Raw genomic sequence first — 16,455 nt, 5'->3', positions numbered from 1 at the left:
AACATTAAACAAAATGAAAAAAGTAATTTTAGGTTCAGTTTTAATGATAGCTCTAGGGTTTTCATTTCAATCTTGTAACAACTGTACAGACAAAACCAAAGATGCCGTTGAAGAAACGGGTGAAGCTTTGGAAGAGGCTGGGGATGATCTCCAAGAAGCAGGTGAAGACGTAATGGATGCTGCAGGTGAGGCGGTAGATGCTGCTGGGAACACCATAGACGATGCTGTTGACGCAACAAAAGAAGCTGCAAATGACGCTGTGGACGCAGCTGGTGATGCAGTGGACGCAACAAAAGAAGCTGCAGGTGATGCGGTAGATGCTGCCAAGGAAGTTGGAAAAGATGTAAAAGAAGCAGGTGAAAAAGCTATCGACAAAGCCAAAGAAACGGCTAAAGAGGTAAAAGATGTTGTAAAGGACAACAACTAGTTTTATTCACTATTTTGATATAAAAAGCCCAGTCATATGACTGGGCTTTTTGCTTTTTAAAAGGTATATCCCAATCCCATAATCAGATTAATTCCCGGGGCAACTATTCCAGATGAGTAGGAACGGTATCTTTTATCCGTAATATTTTCAACTCCCAAAGACACTTTTAATGAATTTGAAATATTGTATTGGGAACGAAAATTTATAGTGTGCCAAGAAGGTGAATATGGGTTGCCATCTGTGTTCAAAGCATAAATATAGTCCTTGCTTTGCTCCGATGGCGCCAAATCTTCATTTGTGATTTCCCCATTATAGTTAATAAACATATCTGCTTGTAATTTTTGATTTTTCCAAACTACATGAAAATCTCCAAAAGCTGGTGCCACATGTCGTCCGGGAGAATCCGTTCCATCTTCTTCCTCTTCAATTCCTTTAGTAATTGTTAGGTTGGATGTAACTGATAAATTCTCAGTTAGGAAAGCTTCCAAACCAAGCTCAAAACCATAAACATACGCTTTTGCTGCATTCTGTATTGCTTGTACATTGCTTAGTTCCCCATTATAATCTATTTGGGGCTCTCCATTGAATTGATAATCTCTACGCACCAAAGCATCCACCATATATGTGTAAAATGTTGTTCCTTTTAAAACCACCTTATCATTGAAATTTTTTTGTATCCCCAACTCGGTATTGTAAACATACTCCGGCTCCAAATTGGGATTAGGCACTACAACAGAACCGGGTTCAGAATCAAACACTTTTCCCACATCATCAATATTTGGTGCTCTAAAACCTGTAGAGCCATTCCAAGTAAATTGTAAGTTAGCTTTAGGAAACCAGCTTAATCCTATACTCCCAGTTAGTGCGCCAGTACTTAAATCAGCATTATCAAACGGGAAAGGGAAAAAAGTTTTGTCAAAAACGGCATCTATCCAAACATGACTGTATCGTAAACCCGACAAAAATGTAAGGTTGGGTTTTGCTTTATATTCTCCATTTATGTAGCCTGCCATGGTCTGCCAAGTAGCGCCATCAGGATATCTGGAAGCCCCATTAGAAATAAGGTTTGTTTCTATGTTTTTTTGACTTCCATCAGAATGCACCTTGTTAAATACATATTCCCCTCCATAATATAATCTAAGGTTGCCGATTCTTTTGTTTTCAAAATCCACGTTCATTGATATGGCATCCACTTGCTCCTTGGTAGAAAATAAAATGGGGTTCCCAAAACCACGATTATTTCTACTTTCTTCAAAATTTTGATAGGCAGTTGTTATTTTTAATCCGTCATAAAACTTTCCTTTTCCCTTTTGAGATATTTGAAAATTTCCCATAAACCACTTTTGTGGACCATAATACCATTCCCCTGAACGAAGTCCCAGGCCATCACTAGAAGGGCGAATTAATCTATCATATCTAGAATAATCTGAGGTTTCAGAATAATATAGTCCCATATTATAATTCCAACTGCGGTTGGGGCTATATACAACTTTTTGCATTAGGTTCATTTGATTGTAACCAGTTGTAACTTGCTTTTTAGGGTTGTTATTGGTTTCTAAAACATCTTGTCCATTCTGCTTAGAAACATATCTGTTTCGCAAATAAGAATCTGGGCCACTACTTCCCATTGTTAAATCCCCAAAATCATTATAAGTCACACTAGTCAAAAATGCCCATTTTTTCTTGCCAATTGCAAAATCTATATGTGCTGTACTCTCATTGTTCGCCGAAGCATATCTATATTTAGAGTTTCCAGAAAAAGATAAACTATCATTATTAGAAAATTGTGGGTCTTTTGTATAAAAGTTCATAACTCCGCCAATGGCATCACTACCGTAAATTACAGAGCCAGGTCCAAAAATCACTTCTGTATTTTTAATGGTAAAAGGGTCTATAGATATAATATTTTGAATGTTTCCTCCCCTAAAAATGGCATTGTTCATGCGAACCCCATCCACAATTAATAACAATCTATTGGTAGCAAATCCCCTAATCATAGGGCTGCCACCTCCTAATTGACTTTTTTGTACAAATACTTTTCCGCTGTTCTGCAATAAATCAGCCGAAGTCTGTGGGTTAGTAAACTCAATTGTTCTTGCGTTAACAGAAGTTATTTTTTGGGGAATGTGCTTTTTTTGTTGCTCCCATTTAGAAATGGACATAACCACCTCGTCTAATTGTTCGGCCTTTAAATTAAGGTGTATTTTACCTCCTCGCTGTAGTAAATTGGCTTTTGTTGTTCGTCTATTTTCATAGCTTATATGGGCAAGGACAATCCGCTCGTTTGTATTAAAAATGGAAAGGTCGCATTTGCCGTCAAAATCTGAAATCGCCGTTTTGGATTTATCTAAATTAAAAGCAGCGACATTGGGAATTGGTTGTTTAGTTTCAGCATCTAAAATGGTTACTTCCTGAGCCAAAGTCAGTTGAAATAATAACAAAATTATGAAGAAACTTAACTTGCGCATGCTAACTGAAAACTTTGTTCAAAATAGCCAGGGACTTGGGCTTTCTAAATCCCTGCAAATGTAATTCAAAATAAAGAATGAGTGATTGTAACAGCTCTTGCCTATTGGTTTTCATCATTTTGATTGTATGTATAGCATCAAAATTTATGCCTAAAAACCTTTTGAAATATTCCAGATTTTCACCTTGCAGAATAGGGTTCAATGAAATGGAGTGCGTAAACTCTCCTTCCTGTAGGTCAAAATAAGGCGCATCACTGTTCAATGTATCGGGGCTGAATCCCAAATACCTCGTTAAAGTCAATAAAAAAAAGATGTGAAAATTGGAGATTTCATCATGGGTGTCCAGCCACTGGAAAGAGGCTTCCAAAAAATGAAAAAGCCCTTGGTTTTGCTCCTCCTCATGAATGCTACTTCCCAACATTTCAGACAAAAACATGGTCATTGCATTTTTAGAAATATCCGTATGCAAACTTTTATAGTGGTAATTTACTTTTGCCTCTCTAATACTTTCCAAAGTCCCTTTGTCCCTATGTATGGCTACTAGTTCTAATTGTGTCAATGGTTGAAAATAAGCCGTTTTTAACCTTCCTTTTTTGGATGACATAATCCCCTTGAGCATATAGGATTTTAACCCATTAGATTCTGTAAATGCCTTTACAATTAAACTGGTGTCTCCATACTTTAAAGAAGATAGAACAATGGCCTTGGTGGTTACTTGCATATTTATTGTTGGATATTCAAAGATAAAAGTATCCTAATGAACTTGTGCTAAAACAAAAAGGCTTTCCAACAAACTTGGAAAGCCTTTTAAATAATTTATTAAGCGGTTTAAATTACTCCCTGCGCTAACATAGCGTCCGCAACTTTCACAAAACCAGCAATATTAGCTCCTTTTACGTAATTACAATACCCATCTTCATCCTTTCCATATTGAATACAAGAATCATGAATATCATTCATAATATCTTTTAAACGACCATCTACTTCTTCTCTAGTCCAACTAATTCGCAATGAATTCTGAGACATTTCAAGACCTGAAGTTGCTACCCCACCAGCATTGGATGCTTTTCCAGGAGCAAATAATATTTTGGCTTCATGGAACTCATGGATTGCTTCTGGTGTGGAAGGCATATTGGCACCTTCTGCCACGCAAACGCACCCATTTTTTATCAATGCTTTTGCATCATCCCCATTCAATTCATTTTGCGTAGCACATGGCAATGCAATATCACATGATACTTCCCAAGGGGTTTTTCCTTTATGAAAAGTAGCAGATTTATATTTGTCTGCATATTCAGAAATACGGCCTCTCTTATTGTTTTTTAAGTTCATTACAAACTCTAATTTCTCTTCGTCAATTCCATCTTTATCATATATATATCCCTGAGAATCAGATAGCGTCAACACTTTAGCACCCAATTGAATTGCCTTTTGGGCCGCATATTGCGCTACATTTCCTGAGCCAGAAATCACAACATTTTTATCCAAAAAATCTTTACCTTGAGTCTGTAGCATACTATGAGCAAAGTATACCGTGCCATAACCTGTTGCTTCTGGACGAATTAACGACCCGCCCCAAGAACGACCTTTACCCGTTAAAACACCTGTGAACTCGTTCCTAATTTTTTTATACATGCCAAACAAGAAACCAATCTCTCTTGCTCCCACACCTATATCCCCAGCGGGAACATCTGTATTAGGACCAATATGGCGGTTTAATTCTAACATAAAAGCATGGCAAAAACGCATTACCTCATCATCTGACTTTCCTTTTGGATCAAAATCCGAGCCTCCTTTACCACCTCCCATAGGAAGTGTTGTAAGGCTATTTTTAAAAACCTGCTCAAAAGCCAAGAATTTTAAAACACTGGCATTTACTGTAGGATGAAAACGCAATCCCCCTTTATAAGGTCCAATAGCAGAATTCATTTGTATTCTATACCCACGGTTTACATGTATTTCCCCTTTATCATCTACCCATGCTACTCTAAAAGAAATCAACCGCTCTGGTTCTACCATTCTAAGAAGAATGTTCTTACCATAATAGATATCGTGCTGCACTATGTAAGGAATAACTGTTTCGGCTACTTCTTGTACCGCTTGTATAAATTCGGGTTCATGACCATTACGGGCCTTCACCTCATCCATAAACCCTTTAATTTTTTCTTCCATAAAAGACTTTATTTAGTGTATGATTTTGTTAAATTGATAACACAACGGCAAAATTATGTTAATAATATAATTTGATGCTTGTTTTTTATCTTTTTTTTGAACTATTCTAAAAATTATTTTTCTAATAGATAGATTTCATATCGTGCTCTTTTTATTTATCTCATTTACAACACTACCTTTGTTAAAAATACCCCAAATTTATGTACAAAACATCACTGCTTTTAGTTTTATTACTACTAGTTTTTGGTTGTAAAAATGAAAATCAGCTAACGTTTGAGTCTTTAAATCTTTCCAATGATTCTTGTAAAGATTGTCCAAAAGTTATAATTGATATTCCCAAGGCATTAGATAACTCCAAAATAGCTCAAACAGTAAACACATCCATAAGAGAAGAGTTGATTTCTTTATTGACTTTTGATGAGGAAATAGATATTACCACAATTAAGGAAGCCCTTGCATCTTTTAACAATGGATATTTAGACATAAAGAAGATATTTCATGATGAAAGCGAAAATTGGGAAGCAGAAATAACCGGCGAAATAACTTATGAAGACAAAAATTTGCTCTCCATACAACTCAATTCTTTCATGTTCACCGGCGGTGCACATGGGTATAACTCCAATAGATATTTAACTTTTGACAAGAAAAAAGGAACTGAATTGGAGAATTGGGAGCTTTTTAGGGATAGTGAACATTTTATGAAATTTGCTGAAACCAAATTTCGAATCCAAGAAAACATACCACAAGACGGAGCTATTAACAATACAGGTTTTATGTTTGAGGATGATGCATTTCATCTACCAGAAAATATGGGTTTTACTAAAGAAGGTCTTGTTCTACTTTACAACCAATACGAAGTAGCATCCTATGCGGATGGTCCCATTGTTCTAATTATTCCTTTCAACGAGGTGAAAAATTACCTTTCTTTTAAAATTAAGTCTTAATTAGCAGTTGCTCGTCTCAATGCTAAAAGAGAGCCTAAATGTAAACCTTCATGAAAGGCATTAAAAGCTATGGCATCTTCCACGCTTGTTAAAGTAATATTGGGCGATGTGGTGTACTCTGCAAACTCTTTAAAAAGACCTTTTTCATAATCTTTCTTGGTCTGCTCTGGAAGTGAAAATAGTAGTGTTTCCATTTTCTTTATTTCTTCGTCTGTTGCCTTACCATCTGGAGCTGTTCCTTTTCTAAACTTGTCCACAAAAACGTCATCAATATTCATTGGAAGACCACTCATTTTATAAACCAACAACTGTTCCGTAACAACAACATGGGCAATATTCCACCACATATTGTTATTAAAGCCTTCTGGGATCTTCAACAACTGCTCTTTATGTGTTCCTGTTAGGAACCTATGAAGTATAATCCGATTCTTTTCTGTGATATCAAATAGTTTTTCCATGTTCTTTGTTTAAAGGCTGATAAAAATAGTACAATTGGCACTAAATGGGTTACTTTGTATCTATCAACTTTTACACTTTATGAAAAAAATATACTACCTAAAAACCTGTTCTACCTGTCAAAGAATTTTAAAAGAATTGGCTCCAGTAGATGATTTTAAGTTACAGAACATTAAGACAGACCCTATTACACTAACGCAATTGGAAGAAATGAAAGCTTTGGCGGGTAGTTATGAATCTCTTTTTAGTAGAAAGGCGATGCTTTTTAGGCAACGAGGATTGCATGAAAAAAAGCTTACCGAAACCGATTATAAAAACCTTATTCTAGAACAATATACTTTTTTAAAACGCCCCGTAATTTTGGTCAACGAACAAATATTTATTGGGAATAGTAAAAATGTAGTTGCTGCCGCAAAAGAAGTCATCCACTCTTGAATAAAAGAACCCTAGCCATATTAGCCGCCATTGGGGCAACAACCATTTATGGGCTTAACCATTCTATTGCAAAAGGGGTTATGCCTACCTATATAAAACCTTTTGGCTTTATTATGCTTCGGGTTACGGGAGCGGCCATTTTATTTTGGATTGTTTCCATTTTTGGTCCAAAAGAGAAAATAGAGAAAAAAGATTGGGGGCGCTTAGTTATATGTGCGGTTTTTGGAATGGTTATAAATATGCTGTCCTTTTTTAAAGGCTTGGAGCTTTCTACCCCGATTAACAGTTCTGTTTTGGTCACCATCACACCTATTATTGTGGTTATCCTATCCGCTTTTCTTATCAAAGAAAAAATTACAGGATACAAGGCATCGGGTATTATAATTGGTTTTATTGGGGCTCTGGCGTTGATACTTTTTGGAAGCGAGATAAGGCAAGATGCACCAAACATTCCTTTGGGAAACACTTTGTTTATTATAAACTCCATCTGTTATGGAACCTACTTGATACTAGCAAAAAAACTAATTGAGAAGTATCATCCTTTTACTTTTATGAAATGGCTTTTTACCATCGCCGTAGTCATTAATTTTCCTATTACTTTTTCAGAGGTTTCCCAAATTCAATGGACGGAACTTCCATTAAAAGCTATTGGTTCTATTGCATACGTTATAATATGCACTACATTTTTAACATACTTGTTTAACATATTTGCACTAACTCAATTAAAAGCATCTACAGTAGGTTCTTTTTCCTATTTGCAACCCGTTATTGGTATTGTATTTGCCTTAATAATGGGAATGGACCATCTCACTATTGTAAAAGTTGTAGCTGCTTCTTTAGTGCTGATAGGGGTTTACTTGGCAAGCAAAAGACCTAAACCAAGTCCTTAGGTTGCTTGGCAAATTTTCTGGTATCTTCTTTTGTAAGCCATTTAAAACCTTCCGCTTTTTCTATCTGATTAAAAATATTTAGAATAGCATCTGGTAGCATCATCAAGGCTCTACTTTTCATATCTATCCATGCACCCATCATTTCGCAATGCGCAACATTTCGCCCTTTAACATCATAAAAATTATGATGAAATTCAAAGAATTTTCCATCCTCACTCATTCCCATCAATTCCAAAGAAACTCTAACAGGTTTCCCAGGAAAGACTTCCTTAAAATAATAGATGTGTTCATAAAAAACGACTGGCCCAATACCATATTCAAGAAATTCTTTATGCCCAAAACCAATTTCAGTAAGAAACGACATTCTAGTATGGCTCATAAAATTGATGTAGGCAGAATTGGCCAAATGCCTATTTGCATCAACATCGTTCCAACGGATTTCAAACTCTTTTAAATACATAAATCAAAAATATTTAATTGTTATGCGTGCATAATATATTCAAAAATAGCATAGTTTTGAAGAAGAAACAGTATCAACAGATTAAATTTTGATGATTATCACTAAATTTAAGTCCACCTAATTTTCAAGCAAATGAGCAATAAAGCAGCATTTATTAAAGACCTTTCCTTACCAGCCATAGCGGCACCTATGTTTTTACTGTCCAACCCAAAAATGGTTACAGAATGTTGTAAAAATGGTATTGTAGGAACTTTCCCAGCCCTTAACCAAAGAACCAGCGAGGGTTTTGAAGAATGGCTTGTTGAAATAAAAACAGAACTTAAAAAATTTGAAGAGGAAACAGGGAAAAAAGCTGCTCCTTTTGGTGTAAATCTTATTGTACACCCAACCAATCCTAGATTGGAAGCCGATGTAAAATTATGTATGAAACATAAAGTACCATTGGTTATAACTTCTTTAGGGGCGGTGGCCATGGTGGTAGATGCCATACACAGTTATGGTGGTTTGGTTTTTCATGATATTGTTAAAAAAAGACATGCTGAAAAGGCATCTGAAGCTGGAGTAGACGGATTAATTCTTGTGGCTGCTGGTGCAGGAGGTCATGCAGGTACCATAAACCCTATGACCTTAGTTGCAGAAATTAAAAAAATCTTTAAAAAAACTATTATACTTTCCGGTTGTATTAGTACTGGTAGAGATATCGCATCTGCCAAACAAATGGGAGCAGATTTGGCCTATATGGGCACCCGTTTTATCAACACAAAAGAAAGCAAGGCTCCAGAAGAATATCGTAAAATGATTATTGAAGCTGGTGCAAGTGATGTAGTCTACACTGCAGCCATTTCTGGAGTACATGCCAATTTCTTGGGTGCTAGTTTAAGTGCTGCTGGTCTTACGCCCGAAGACCTAAAAAAAGATACGAAAATAGATTTTGGAAAGGAATTGGACACAGAAGCTAAAGCATGGAAAACAATATGGTCTGCTGGCCAAGGCGTGGCAACTATTGATAATGTTTTGAGTGTATCAGAACTTGTGGCTCAGTTAAAATCGGAATACAAATCGGCTATAGAAGAACAGGCAAAATTATTGGAAGATTTATCATAAAACCCAAAAATGCCACTTATATCATCAACCTATAATCCTCCCCTTTTTTTTAAAAACGGGCATTTGTCTACTATCTATGCTGGCCTTTTTAGGCAAGTGCATGGGATTAAGCAAGAAAGAGAACGGATTCTACTCCAGGATAGAGATTTCCTGGATTTAGATTGGAGTTTTGCAAAAAAAGAAAGCAATAAAGTAGTTATTCTGTTGCATGGTTTAGAGGGAGATGGGCAACGTCACTATATAACAGGTAGCGCCAAACAATTTAATTTGGAAGGGGTAGATGCTTGTGCTATAAATTACAGAGCTTGCAGCGGGGAATCCAACAATTTATTTCGCTCATACCATTCTGGTGCTACCGAAGATTTAAAAGCTGTAATTCAGCATATACTTGAAACAAAAGAGTACTCAGAAATATATTTGAAAGGGTTTAGTTTGGGAGGAAACCTTCTACTAAAATATTTAGGTGAAAGGGATAAGGTTCCAAAAGAAGTCAAAGCAGGTCTTGCAATTTCAGCTCCGTGCTCACTTTATAGTTCTCTTAAGAAGTTAATGTCGTTTGAAAACATTCTCTATTCAAACCGGTTTAGAAAGCATTTAATAGAAAAATTGAAACTTAAACAACAAAAGTTCCCAGATAAGATATCCAATGCTGATATTGAAGCTATTAAAACATTAAAAGATTTTGATGATATCTATACCAGCAAAGCACATGGATTTAAGGATGCGCTGGATTATTACGAACAATGCAGTTCCCTACAGTTTTTACCTCATATAAAAGTACCTACATTAATTGTCAATTCTCTGAATGATAGCTTTTTAGGAACAGAATGCTATCCTTTTCACGAAGCAGAAAACAATGCCAATTTGTTTTTAGAAGTCCCTAAATATGGAGGTCACGTAGGCTTTTATGGTCGCCATAATATAACATATACAGAAAAAAGGGTGATAAAGTTTCTACAAGAGTCATTTTAGAATCATGTATTTCATATATTTATAAGCTAAATAATCTTAACAAATGAAAAAAATATTCGCCCTAATGGCACTTGCAACACTAATTGTAAGTTGCGGGGAAAAGAAAGAAGAGAAAAAAGAAGGTTTTGAAATTAACCGTACCAAAGAGGAGCCTAAAGTAGTGGAAGCTGAGGGTGTTCCTGTGGATCTTGAAAACAAAGGGGTTGGTCCAATTAAAGCTGTAGCTTTTGGTGATGTAGTAAATACCGAAATGGCAGCAAAAGGAGAAGAAAAGTTTAAGGCAATATGTACTGCATGTCACTTAGCTGACCAAAGAATGATTGGTCCTGCTCTAGCCGGTGTTTATGATAGAAGAAGTCCAGAATGGGTTATGAACATGATTATGAATCCTGATGGGATGATTAAAGAAGACCCTATTGCAAAAGCGCTTCTTAAAGAATATAACAATGCCGTTATGCTCAACCAAAATCTTAATGAAGACGAAGCTAGGTCTATTGCTGAGTATTTAAGAACATTGTAATTTTATTTATTATCCTATAGAAGTGCTTTTATTCTTTTTATTAAGGAGTAAAAGCACTTTTTATTTATCTTAATTTTTCTATGACTCAGTTTCTTCACGCCTCAGGAACAAAAATTGTAAATGCAGACAACCTACCCATTAGATTGCAAGGTTTTGCTTTTGGAAATGAGGTTTGGAATACAGATGAAGTTCCTTTAAACCATCATTCAGAAATTGACTATGAGCGATTGCAAGGCATGGGAATGAATGCCATTAGGTTTTACCTTAATTACAGAACTTTTGAAGAAGATATAGCTCCTTATACTGATAAAGCTGAAGGATGGAAATGGCTAGACCAAAACATTGCCTGGGCAAAAAAATATGGCATTTATCTCGTTTTAAATTTACATATTGCTCCAGGCGGATTCCAATCTTTGGGAGATGGTGATGGCATTTGGAATGAAACCAATTACCAAGATAGAATCGCTGCTTTTTGGCTCAAAATAGCAAAGAGATATCATGAAGAACCTCAAATTGCTGGGTATGGTTTGTTAAACGAACCTGTTCCCACAAAATCAATTCTTCAATGGCAACAATTTGCACAACGGCTTGTAGACGATATTAGGACAGTTGATAAAAATCACATCATTTTTGTGGAAAGAACAAAGCACATAAAAGGGGATTTTATCGAGGATGAAAACCTAAACTTTCCAATTATTGAAGATGATAATGTGGTTTATGAATTTCATACCTATCAGCCTTACTTGTATACCCATCAATTAATAGATTGGGCTGGCTTAGGTGATGAAGGTCGTTATCCTGACACAAACATTTCGGAATACATCATTGAAACAGAAGGTTATGATAACTCAAAAAACACCGCGTACAAAAGAGATAAGAATTATCTGCAAGCTGTTTTAGATCGCTATGTTAATTGGTCTAACCAAAAGCAAGTTCCTCTATATATGGGCGAATTTGGCACTTGTGTACATACTTTTAAAAATAACAAAGGAGGGTTGCAATGGATAAAAGACATTTTAGACATTGCGAATGAACACCAATTAAGTTATACGTGCCATGCATACCATGAAGATACCTATGCCGCCTATTTTGACTCTGAACATTTACCAGACCCAGAAAAATCAAATAAAGAATTAATTAAAGTGCTTACTATTATAGAATAGACCCTTAATCGTCCCAGCCGCTTTTAATTCCGTAGGGAGCCATAACACCATTTGCTTCAATTTCATGAAGTTGACCTCCATAAATTTTAAAGATTTCCCCAGCAGGTAAATTAAACGGTGGAAAAGGTTTTGGAATTGAATCTACTTCTGGCAGCCCTTCCAATTTTATAGCCTGTATATCACTTAAATGTACAAACATGGGAAAGCCAAATACCAACCCTAGTTTCTCATCAATAATATGAAGTCTTCTAGGCTGAATCTTAGTAATATAAGACAAGCTTTGAATATCTATCTGCTTCGCACATCCGCAAGCATCTACATAGGCCATATCTAATCTAGCTTGCTCTTCTGGACTATCACCAAAATCAGCAGGGTTTGGGCGTTCATTCGTTGTAGTTTGCGTGCCATTTTCATGACGCACACAGTCATCAGCAAAAGGGGCAACACTACTATCATCCTGTTCCAAGGCATCAAAATAAGAGTCTGCGATTTTAAATAATTCTTCACGTGTGTTTCGTTGGTCTTTAGGAACTGGTGTTGAAAATGCAGCTCTTGGAGCATCAAACTTCTTAGTGCTCATATCACCTATTCTACGAGAAATCACTTGCTCTATTTCAGTAATTTCATCATGCTCAATTTTTAACCGAATTGCAGCGATGACAGGATTATTACGCTCTTCCATAATACCATAAAACCCAACTTGGTTGCTCACCGAATCAATTGCAAAAATTTTAAAATCACTTGGTGCTTTCGATGCACCTACCCACAAGCCTTCACCCACTTTAATTTCAGAGGTGTTTTCCGTGAATTTTACATTATCCGACAAGGGAATTGCACTAGGGTCGTGAGCCACCATGGCATCAATGTAATCTTCCATCATGGTTTGTAATTGTGCTCTTGTATATATTTTACCATCCACTACTTCCTTAACTGTTTTCTCTTCTTTATCTCCACAAGAAGAAAAAGTGAAAACAACTAATAGTAGATATATACTCTTTTGTATAATTCTAAGCTTTCTAATCATGATAATTGGTTGTTTGTGTCTTTAAATATAACTTATTTTAACACTTTAGGAGGTTCTAACGCTCAAAATTGTATTCTGAATTTTTTGTATTAACTTACTACTCAATCAATTAATATCTAACCTTTAAACCATAAAACTAAAAATATGAAACCTTTACTCTTTGTCTTGTTGATATTCACCACTCATTTATCCTCGGCACAATTTCAATTGACTCCTGAACAGCAAAAACAGCGTGATGAATTAAATGCACGCACCCAAGTGGATTATAAAAACATGACTGCTCAATTGCATATTACCGAAGCGCGCCATGGAGCCAATGGTCGTGACCCAGAAGCCTCAAATGCTGCCAATTATGACGAAGAAAAAGCCAATCCTTTTCCACATTACCCCAATCCTCTTCAATTTAATGATGGTAAAATGGTGAACTCCATTGAAGATTGGCCGGCCAGAGAAAAGGAAATTTATGAACAACTAGACCGAGAAATGTATGGGCGAACTCCTGAAAACCTTCCTGGAGTTACATGGGAACTTGTTGAAGAAATAAAAGAGAAAAAAGAAAATATAAAAGTCATTACAAAAAAACTGATAGGTCATGTTGATAATAGTATGTATCCCGAAATTTCGGTTGACATAGATTTAACCTTAACGGTTCCAGAAAACGCAAAATCTGCCGTTCCAATTATGATGCAATTTGGTTTTAGCTGGCCTTCATGGTTTCCAAGAAGAGAACAAAATGAAGTGCCTAAATGGCAAATGCAATTGCTTGAACAAGGTTGGGGCTTTGCTGATTTAAAAGCTGGAAGTATCCAAGATGATAATGGTGCTGGGCTTACTTCTGGTATTATAGGTCTTGCCAATAAAGGCAAAAATAGAAAACCAGATGATTGGGGTTCTTTAAAAGCTTGGGCTTGGGGAGCTGGCAGAGCTTTGGATTATTTTGAAACCGATGATTTGGTTGATGGCACCAAGGTTGGTATTACTGGGCATTCCCGTTTTGGAAAAGCGGCTCTTGTAACCTTGGCTTATGATAGCCGATTTGCTATCGGGTATATTTCTTCCTCGGGAGCGGGTGGCGCAAGTCTTTTCCGTAGAAACTATGGTGAAATTGTAGAAAACGTTGCTGGTTCTGGCGAGTATCATTGGATGGCGGGTAACTTTATAAAATATGCTGGGCCATTGGGTTGGAACGACCTCCCTGTAGATGCGCATCATTTAATAGCGGTTTGCGCACCAAAACCTGTGTTTATTGGTGGTGGTAATGATGGTGACCATTGGGTAGATTCTAGAGGCATGTTTATGGCAGCAGCGATGGCCAGCCCTGTATATGAACTATTGGGGGAAAAAGGTGTCGGTACAGATGAATTTCCTAAGATTGAAACCGCTTTAATAGATGGTGATGTTGCTTTTAGACAGCATACCGAAGGGCACACTCCAGCTCCAAATTGGGCTACCTTTATTGAATTTGCTAGGAAATATTTCAACTAAAACACTTAACTAATGAAAACACTACAAACATTTTTTTTCTTACTCTTGTGCTTGTATTTGACCACACCAATAGCAGCGCAAAACAACTACGATAATTTTAAAGTAGCCATTTACACACGTGCCTACGAGGTACAGCAAATGGAAGACACCCAATGGATGAAGGACTCTTGGGAAACTATTTCTTCGCAATTAAAAGTCGATAAAATTTATTTGGAATCGCATCGCGATTTATTGATTGTCGACGAAAGAACAATGAAAAAGGCAAAAAAATTCTTTGAAAGCAAAGGGTTAGAAGTAGCTACGGGAATTACCTTGACCATTGACGAGAGCAACAATTTTGAAACCTTTTGCTATTCCAAGCCCGAAGACCGTAAAAAAGTACAGGAAATCGTGGAATACTCAGCTTCCCTATTTGATGAACTAATTTTAGATGATTTCTTTTTTACCAGTTGCAAATGCAATGTCTGCATTGAGAAAAAAGGAGACCGAAGTTGGGCTGATTACCGACTGGAAATGATGACCGAAACGGCCGAGAACGTCATAATCAATCCCGCCAAGGCGGTAAACCCCAATGTAAAAGTGGTGGTAAAATACCCAAACTGGTACGACCATTTTCATGAACTTGGGTTTAACCTAGAAACGCAGCCCAAAATGTTCGATGGAGTACATACAGGTACCGAGACTCGCGATGCCGTAAACAGCAACCAACACTTACAACCCTATTTGGGTTATTTGGCATACAGATATTTTAACAACCTAAAACCTGGTGGTAATGGCGGCGGATGGGTAGATATTTATGGTTCTAGTCATTTAGACCGTTATGCTGAGCAATTGTGGCTTACTATTTTGGCAAAAGCCCCGGAACAGACCTTGTTCGATTATCGTGGTATTCTTTCACCCTTAACTGAAAATGTAATTCCCGCGTGGAAAAATGAGACCACTAGTTTTGATTATGATTCTTTCTTACCTTTAAAAGAAGGTGGTACTTGGGCGGCAGCGGCAGGTCATGCCTTGGAAATTGTTGATGAAGTTGCGGGTAAATTGGGAGAACCTTACGGAATAAAAAGTTACAAACCTTACCATTCCAGCGGAGAGGACTTTTTAGAAAACTATTTTGGCACTATGGGTATTCCTATGGATTTGGTGCCCGAATTTCCCATGGAAGATGAGCTCATTATTCTGACCGAACACGCTAGCAAAGACCCAGAGCTCGTTCAAAAAATAGAACAACGTTTAATTAACGGTAAAGATGTGGTCATTACTTCTGGTCTTTTAGAAGCGCTACAAGATAGAGGCATCAGAAACATTGTGAATCTGGAATACACCACTAGAAAGGCTGAGATTAAAGATTATTTAATGGGTTGGTCTGCCCTTGAGGGAGAGCATCGTATGACCATTCCACAAATACAATATTCCACCAACGATTCTTGGGAGGTTATCTCTGGTATGGACGATGAATTGGGCTGGCCCTTGTTGCACCAAGCCGATTACGGCGAGGGCAATTTGTACCTTTGGGTAATCCCCGAAAATTTTACTGATTTGTACAAAATGCCAGTGCCTGTATTAAACAGGTTAAGAGATGAAATTACGGGGCACCTAGGAATGACCTTGCACGGCCCAGCAAAGACATCACTGTTTCTTTATGATAACAACACTTTTGTGTTGGAATCATTTAATGACGAGGTCATAGAAGTTCAAGTAGTATTTAAGGAAAAGAAAAAAGCCATTACCGATTTAACGGGCAATACAGAAGTTACGGAAACAATTATCCCAAAAATTGAGTTTTTTGGGCGTGTTATTGCTCCTGAAAAGTATAGTTATAATATAACAATCCTGCCACATTCGTTTAAGGCTTTTAAGATTGATTAATTCAGAGAATTAATGCCTTGACAAGGTAAAGAGCATATACTCTCTATCCCTAAACTAGATGTAAGT

The 16,455-nt window shown here is 36.8% G+C and carries 16 protein-coding genes; 10 read left to right on the top strand and 6 right to left on the bottom strand.

The annotated features are described in order from the left end of the window. The first annotated feature begins 13 nt into the window (after positions 1–13). Positions 14–427, top strand: coding sequence for a hypothetical protein (locus AC000W_RS01690; RefSeq protein WP_474745481.1), 414 nt, complete (start codon positions 14–16; stop codon positions 425–427). Positions 428–483: 56 nt separating this feature from the next. Here the strand turns inward: AC000W_RS01690 and AC000W_RS01685 are convergent, their stop codons facing one another. The 3 genes from AC000W_RS01685 to gdhA form a co-directional block, all read right to left on the bottom strand. Further along, positions 484–2,895: a TonB-dependent receptor gene (locus tag AC000W_RS01685; protein WP_474745479.1), complete on the bottom strand. Its 2,412-nt coding sequence runs from the start codon at positions 2,893–2,895 to the stop codon at positions 484–486. A 1-nt stretch (position 2,896) separates the two neighbouring features. Then, positions 2,897–3,616 carry a DNA repair protein RecO gene (gene recO / locus AC000W_RS01680; RefSeq protein WP_474745477.1) on the bottom strand — a complete coding sequence of 240 codons (720 nt, stop codon included), beginning with the start codon at positions 3,614–3,616 and terminating at the stop codon, positions 2,897–2,899. 107 nt (positions 3,617–3,723) lie between these two features. Then, entirely contained in the window at positions 3,724–5,067 is a 1,344-nt protein-coding gene (gene gdhA, locus AC000W_RS01675) for an NADP-specific glutamate dehydrogenase (protein ID WP_474745475.1), read from the bottom strand. Positions 5,068–5,267: 200 nt separating this feature from the next. On the opposite strand from gdhA, the gene AC000W_RS01670 reads away from it, so the two are divergent. Next, positions 5,268–6,011 (top strand): DUF3298 and DUF4163 domain-containing protein, encoded by a 744-nt coding sequence (locus AC000W_RS01670; RefSeq protein ID WP_474745473.1) that lies wholly within the window; start codon positions 5,268–5,270, stop codon positions 6,009–6,011. Here AC000W_RS01670 and AC000W_RS01665 read toward each other — a convergent pair. After that, the gene (locus tag AC000W_RS01665; RefSeq protein WP_474745472.1) at positions 6,008–6,469 is read right to left on the bottom strand and encodes a DinB family protein; all 462 of its coding nucleotides are present in this window, start codon (positions 6,467–6,469) and stop codon (positions 6,008–6,010) included. The two genes, AC000W_RS01670 and AC000W_RS01665, sit on opposite strands and share 4 nt — an antisense overlap. 79 nt (positions 6,470–6,548) lie before the next feature. Between AC000W_RS01665 and AC000W_RS01660 the strand changes: the two genes are divergently transcribed. Continuing rightward, positions 6,549–6,902, top strand: coding sequence for an arsenate reductase family protein (locus tag AC000W_RS01660; protein ID WP_474745470.1), 354 nt, complete (start codon positions 6,549–6,551; stop codon positions 6,900–6,902). Next, entirely contained in the window at positions 6,899–7,792 is an 894-nt protein-coding gene (locus AC000W_RS01655) for a DMT family transporter (protein ID WP_474745469.1), read from the top strand. The genes AC000W_RS01660 and AC000W_RS01655 overlap by 4 nt, the downstream gene beginning before the upstream one ends. Here AC000W_RS01655 and AC000W_RS01650 read toward each other — a convergent pair. Further along, a complete protein-coding gene (locus AC000W_RS01650; RefSeq protein ID WP_474745468.1) occupies positions 7,776–8,252 on the bottom strand; it encodes an acyl-CoA thioesterase in 477 nt (158 codons plus the stop codon). The two genes, AC000W_RS01655 and AC000W_RS01650, sit on opposite strands and share 17 nt — an antisense overlap. 132 nt (positions 8,253–8,384) lie before the next feature. Between AC000W_RS01650 and AC000W_RS01645 the strand changes: the two genes are divergently transcribed. The 4 genes from AC000W_RS01645 (at position 8,385) to AC000W_RS01630 (ending at position 12,011) form a co-directional block, all read left to right on the top strand. Continuing rightward, entirely contained in the window at positions 8,385–9,356 is a 972-nt protein-coding gene (locus AC000W_RS01645; RefSeq protein ID WP_474745466.1) for an NAD(P)H-dependent flavin oxidoreductase, read from the top strand. 9 nt (positions 9,357–9,365) lie between these two features. After that, entirely contained in the window at positions 9,366–10,328 is a 963-nt protein-coding gene (locus AC000W_RS01640) for a YheT family hydrolase (RefSeq protein ID WP_474745464.1), read from the top strand. Positions 10,329–10,371: 43 nt separating this feature from the next. Continuing rightward, a complete protein-coding gene (locus AC000W_RS01635) occupies positions 10,372–10,848 on the top strand; it encodes a c-type cytochrome (protein WP_474745462.1) in 477 nt (158 codons plus the stop codon). Positions 10,849–10,928: 80 nt separating this feature from the next. Continuing rightward, entirely contained in the window at positions 10,929–12,011 is a 1,083-nt protein-coding gene (locus AC000W_RS01630) for a glycoside hydrolase family 5 protein (RefSeq protein ID WP_474745460.1), read from the top strand. A gap of 4 nt (positions 12,012–12,015) precedes the next feature. Here the strand turns inward: AC000W_RS01630 and AC000W_RS01625 are convergent, their stop codons facing one another. Then, the gene (locus tag AC000W_RS01625) at positions 12,016–13,035 is read right to left on the bottom strand and encodes a DUF8021 domain-containing protein (protein WP_474745458.1); all 1,020 of its coding nucleotides are present in this window, start codon (positions 13,033–13,035) and stop codon (positions 12,016–12,018) included. A gap of 144 nt (positions 13,036–13,179) precedes the next feature. Here AC000W_RS01625 and AC000W_RS01620 point away from each other — a divergent pair, with 144 nt between their 5' ends. Beyond that, a complete protein-coding gene (locus AC000W_RS01620) occupies positions 13,180–14,520 on the top strand; it encodes a glucuronyl esterase domain-containing protein (RefSeq protein ID WP_474745456.1) in 1,341 nt (446 codons plus the stop codon). Between the two features lie 12 nt (positions 14,521–14,532). Next, the gene (locus tag AC000W_RS01615) at positions 14,533–16,389 is read left to right on the top strand and encodes a hypothetical protein (protein ID WP_474745454.1); all 1,857 of its coding nucleotides are present in this window, start codon (positions 14,533–14,535) and stop codon (positions 16,387–16,389) included. Positions 16,390–16,455: the final 66 nt, after the last annotated feature.

The sequence above is a fragment of the Saonia sp. genome, from assembly GCF_056326165.1.
The sequence above is the reverse complement of the archived record's forward strand: the minus strand, read 5'-3'. Positions and strand labels throughout refer to the sequence as shown.

Coding starts and splice junctions, on each gene's coding strand:
- AC000W_RS01635 (WP_474745462.1), top strand. CDS start 10,372: ATGAAAAAAATATTCGCCCTAATGGCACTTGCAACACTAATTGTAAGT.
- AC000W_RS01685 (WP_474745479.1), bottom strand. CDS start 2,895: ATGCGCAAGTTAAGTTTCTTCATAATTTTGTTATTATTTCAACTGACT.
- AC000W_RS01630 (WP_474745460.1), top strand. CDS start 10,929: ATGACTCAGTTTCTTCACGCCTCAGGAACAAAAATTGTAAATGCAGAC.
- AC000W_RS01645 (WP_474745466.1), top strand. CDS start 8,385: ATGAGCAATAAAGCAGCATTTATTAAAGACCTTTCCTTACCAGCCATA.
- AC000W_RS01650 (WP_474745468.1), bottom strand. CDS start 8,252: ATGTATTTAAAAGAGTTTGAAATCCGTTGGAACGATGTTGATGCAAAT.
- AC000W_RS01665 (WP_474745472.1), bottom strand. CDS start 6,469: ATGGAAAAACTATTTGATATCACAGAAAAGAATCGGATTATACTTCAT.
- AC000W_RS01690 (WP_474745481.1), top strand. CDS start 14: ATGAAAAAAGTAATTTTAGGTTCAGTTTTAATGATAGCTCTAGGGTTT.
- AC000W_RS01670 (WP_474745473.1), top strand. CDS start 5,268: ATGTACAAAACATCACTGCTTTTAGTTTTATTACTACTAGTTTTTGGT.
- AC000W_RS01620 (WP_474745456.1), top strand. CDS start 13,180: ATGAAACCTTTACTCTTTGTCTTGTTGATATTCACCACTCATTTATCC.
- AC000W_RS01615 (WP_474745454.1), top strand. CDS start 14,533: ATGAAAACACTACAAACATTTTTTTTCTTACTCTTGTGCTTGTATTTG.
- AC000W_RS01660 (WP_474745470.1), top strand. CDS start 6,549: ATGAAAAAAATATACTACCTAAAAACCTGTTCTACCTGTCAAAGAATT.
- AC000W_RS01640 (WP_474745464.1), top strand. CDS start 9,366: ATGCCACTTATATCATCAACCTATAATCCTCCCCTTTTTTTTAAAAAC.
- gdhA (WP_474745475.1), bottom strand. CDS start 5,067: ATGGAAGAAAAAATTAAAGGGTTTATGGATGAGGTGAAGGCCCGTAAT.
- recO (WP_474745477.1), bottom strand. CDS start 3,616: ATGCAAGTAACCACCAAGGCCATTGTTCTATCTTCTTTAAAGTATGGA.
- AC000W_RS01625 (WP_474745458.1), bottom strand. CDS start 13,035: ATGATTAGAAAGCTTAGAATTATACAAAAGAGTATATATCTACTATTA.